The sequence below is a fragment of the Sandaracinobacteroides sp. genome (assembly GCF_057137845.1).
In genome coordinates this window covers 1-4,184 of sequence record NZ_DBNHFX010000164.1, presented here as the reverse complement: position 1 = coordinate 4,184, position 4,184 = coordinate 1, and the positions used below count along the sequence as shown (strand labels likewise).

Below are 4,184 nucleotides of genomic sequence, written 5' to 3'. Positions count from 1 at the left end.
ACCTTGGCCTTTCGTTCCAGTTGAACAACATCGCCCGCGACGTGGCCGAAGATGCGGCGCGCGGGCGCTGCTATCTTCCGGCGGACTGGCTGGCCGAACAGGGGCTGCTTCCCGCCGACTGCGCCCGTCCGGAATGCCGCGACCGGCTGCACCGCGTCGTCAGCCGGCTCGTCGATCTGGCCGAACGCTATGAAGCCTCGGCCGCGCATGGCATCCCATCGCTTCGTAACCGGCAGGCATGGGCGGTGCTTTCCGCTGCGCACATCTATGGCGACATCGGCCGCAAGGTGCGCGGGCAAGGCCCCGACGCACTGGAGCGGCGCACCCGCACTCGCCGTCGGGACAAGCTGATCGCGGTTGCGCTGGCCGCGCCCGACGCCATCTGGAAACGCTATGTCAGGGTTTCAACACCCGCCGACCGCACGGGGCTGTGGACGCCGCGCCTGATCGACTGACGGTGGCGCTCAGGCCGGGCCTTGCATGTTTCTGCCTACGGGATTCTGCCGGACAATTGCCCTGCCGTTGCGGGCGTTTTCAGCCAGTTCATGTTTCAGCTTCTCGATCGGCGGCGCCCAGATGAAGCCGAAGGAAACCGTGCCGTCGCGGCTTTCGACGACATGGTGCAGCCGGTGCGCCTGCACGATGCGTTTCATATAGCGCGAGCGCGGGACATATCCGGTTTCGATGCGCCGATGGACGATGATGTCGTGGAAACCGAAGTAGATCGCGCCATAGGCAGTGATGCCGCCTGCAAGCCACACATAGAAACTGCCCCAGCCCCGGTTCACGCCCAGCCAGAACAGGGTGATGGCAACGGCTGCGCCCAACAGACCGTAAAGATCGTTCCACTCGAAGAAACCGCGCGCCTTTTCGTGGTGGGATCGGTGCAGGAACCAGCCGAAGCCGTGCATGACATGGCGATGGCCAACAATCGCGATCACCTCCATCGCTGCCACGGTGGCGACGAACAGCGGCACGCCCAGATACCATGGGATGTCGAACGGCATGCGTGCTTCCTAGTCCATAGTGGCGACCAATGGGAGGGGCACTGGCGGAACGAACGGCGAACGGCTAGCCTTGGGCCAGATGTCGATCACGATTCGCACCGATCTTGCGGATATTCCGCTGGCGCCGGACTTCGTGCCCAACCGCCCGGCGCGGCCGGAAAAGGCCGAAGGCGGCAGGCGGTTCGTGCTGCAAAGCGAATATCAGCCGGCCGGTGACCAGCCTGCCGCTATCGCCGAGTTGGTGGCGCAGGCCAATACCGGCGCCCGCGATCAGGTGCTGCTGGGCGTCACCGGATCGGGCAAGACATTCACGATGGCAAAGGTTGTAGAACAGTTGCAGCGCCCGGCACTGGTGCTGGCGCCAAACAAGATTCTGGCGGCGCAACTATACGGAGAGTTCAAGAGTTTTTTCCCGGATAACGCCGTCGAATATTTCGTCAGCTACTATGATTACTACCAACCAGAGGCCTATGTGCCGCGCACCGACACCTACATCGAGAAGGAAAGCTCGGTGAACGAGGCGATCGACCGGATGCGCCACGCCGCAACGCGGGCACTTCTCGAACGCGACGATGTGCTGATCGTTGCGTCGGTGTCGTGCCTCTATGGTATCGGTTCGGTCGAGACATATTCGGCCATGACCTTCAGCCTTGCCAAGGGCATGACCGTCGATCCGCGCGAGATACTGCGCAAACTTGTGGCGTTGCAGTATCGCCGCAACGAGACGAACTTCGTGCGCGGCAGCTTTCGCATGAAGGGCGACACGCTGGAAATTTTCCCGTCGCACTATGAAGACATGGCATGGCGGATCGGCTTCTTCGGAGACGAGATCGAAGCCATCACCGAGTTTGACCCGCTGACCGGAAGCCGCATCGCCAATCTGGAATCGGTGAAGGTTTACGCCAACAGCCACTATGTAACGCCCGGCCCGACGCTGAAGCAGGCGACAGAAGCGATCCGCACCGAACTGGCCGCCCGGCTGAAGGAGCTTCAGGCCGAAGGGCGGCTGCTGGAACATCAACGGCTGGAACAGCGGACCAACTTCGATCTGGAAATGATCGCCGCAACCGGCAGTTGCGCCGGTATCGAGAATTACAGCCGCTTCCTCACCGGCCGCCTGCCGGGAGAGCCGCCGCCCACACTGTTCGAGTATCTGCCGGAAAACGCATTGCTTTTCGTGGATGAAAGCCACGTCACCATCCCGCAGGTGGGCGGCATGGCGCGTGGCGACAGGGCGCGCAAGGTGACGCTGGCGGAATATGGGTTTCGTCTGCCAAGCTGCATCGACAACCGGCCGCTGAAGTTCGAGGAGTGGGACGTCATGCGCCCGCAGACGATCAGCGTGTCGGCGACGCCCGGTAACTGGGAGATGGAGCAAACCGGCGGTGTGTTCGTCGAGCAGGTGATCCGCCCCACCGGCCTGATCGACCCGCCGGTCATCATCCGCCCGGTCGAGGATCAGGTGGACGACCTGATCGCCGAAGCGAAGGAAACGGCCGCCAAAGGCTATCGCACCCTGGTCACGACGCTGACGAAGAAGATGGCCGAGGATCTGACCGAATATCTGCACGAGGCAGGCCTCAGGGTGCGCTACATGCACTCGGACGTGGAAACGCTGGAACGCATCGAACTGATCCGCGACCTTCGCATGGGCGTCTATGATGTGCTGGTAGGCATCAACCTGCTGCGCGAGGGGCTGGATATCCCCGAGTGCGGACTGGTCTGCATCCTCGACGCCGACAAAGAGGGGTTCCTGCGATCCGAAACCTCGCTGGTGCAGACGATCGGGCGCGCCGCCCGCAACGTCGAGGGGCGGGTGATCCTCTATGCAGACAAGCGCACCGGCAGCATGGAACGTGCGATTTCGGAAACCGCGCGCCGCCGGGCAAAGCAGATGGAGTGGAACGAAACGCACGGCATCACGCCTGCGACCGTGAAAAAATCGATCGCCGACATCGTCGCGCACGTCGCGTCGCAGGATCATCTGACGGTCGAGATCGACGCCGGAACGCCGCACCTCGTCGGCCACAACCTGAAAACCTATATCGCCGATCTGGAAAAGAAGATGCAGACTGCGGCAGCCGACCTCGAGTTCGAAGAGGCAGCGCGCCTGCGCGACGAAATCCGCCGCCTCGAAGCCGACGAACTGGGCATAGCGTCTGCGGCGCCGGGGCATGTGCGGGGCCGCGCCGATGCCGGACGGCCCGGAACCAGAACCAACCGCTGGGGCAAGGTTCGCGCCAAGCGGCGCTGACGCCGTGCGTCCTAGTCGCGCGGGGTCCAGGGGGCGCGGCAGTCCGCGATGCGCTTGCCGTCAGCTTCCGGGCAGGGAACATGTGCTGATTTCCCCGTGCCCGGCAGCGCCCATTGCAGCCCCTCGCGCACGGCGGGCACATAGACCGAACCATGGTCCTCGCCGGCGAAGACCTTCTGGCGGACGACCAGCCCCGGATAGCGCCGCGCGGCAAGGTTGGCCGTCATTTCGGCCATGTCCTCGACCATCGCCATCCGGCTTGCTGCGTGCGGTTCGGTATCGGGGTCTGGAACGGTTTCTTCGCCGCCGATCATGAAATAGACTTCGGCCTGCATGTCGTGATGGCGCGTTGCATAACCGCGTTCGCGCGCGATCATCAGCCGCCGATCATACCAGAGCGACGGACTGATCAGCACATATCTGGCGAACATTGCTGGATCCGTCAGCAGCACATGCGTGCCCAGCAGGCCGCCATAGCTGTGGCCAAGATAGATCCGGCGTGTCGGGTCGATGCGATAGCGGCGTTCCAGTTCCGGAAACACCTCGGCCTTCAGGTGCTGGCGGTATTCCTCGGCGCCGCCATACGCGACGGGCCGCCCCGGCATGTCGGATGCGGCGTCGATGTCGCCGTGCGGTGTTGGCGTATAGTCGCGGCGGCGGCTGTATTCGCCGGTATCGCCAACGGCATATCCCAGCCCCACGATGATCGCGTCCTCAAGCCCGCGCCCGCCCGCGCGCAGGCGGCGGTGCATGCCGGTGATCAGATTGATGCTCTGCGGCACGTCGGTGTACATCAGCACCGGGTATTTGCGATCCGGGTTGGCGGCATATCCGAACGGCAGCGTGACGACATAATCATAGTCGCGCCCCAGTGCCTTTGCCGGAATGCGGACAACTTCGGTGTTCGTCAGGGGATAGGGGCG

The 4,184-nt window shown here is 63.5% G+C and carries 4 protein-coding genes; 2 read left to right on the top strand and 2 right to left on the bottom strand.

The window, feature by feature from the left end; genetic code table 11:
- Positions 1-455, top strand: a 455-nt coding sequence (locus AC16JP_RS09255; RefSeq protein ID WP_484340326.1) for a phytoene/squalene synthase family protein, incomplete at its 5' end; no start/stop codon positions are given.
- A gap of 9 nt (positions 456-464) precedes the next feature.
- Here AC16JP_RS09255 and AC16JP_RS09250 read toward each other — a convergent pair.
- A complete protein-coding gene (locus AC16JP_RS09250; protein WP_484340325.1) occupies positions 465-1,007 on the bottom strand; it encodes a sterol desaturase family protein in 543 nt (180 codons plus the stop codon).
- 79 nt (positions 1,008-1,086) lie between these two features.
- On the opposite strand from AC16JP_RS09250, the gene uvrB reads away from it, so the two are divergent.
- Entirely contained in the window at positions 1,087-3,261 is a 2,175-nt protein-coding gene (uvrB, locus tag AC16JP_RS09245) for an excinuclease ABC subunit UvrB (protein ID WP_484340324.1), read from the top strand.
- Positions 3,262-3,272: 11 nt separating this feature from the next.
- Here uvrB and AC16JP_RS09240 read toward each other — a convergent pair.
- Positions 3,273-4,184 (bottom strand): alpha/beta hydrolase (locus AC16JP_RS09240; RefSeq protein WP_484340323.1); only part of this gene is annotated, 912 nt, incomplete at its 5' end.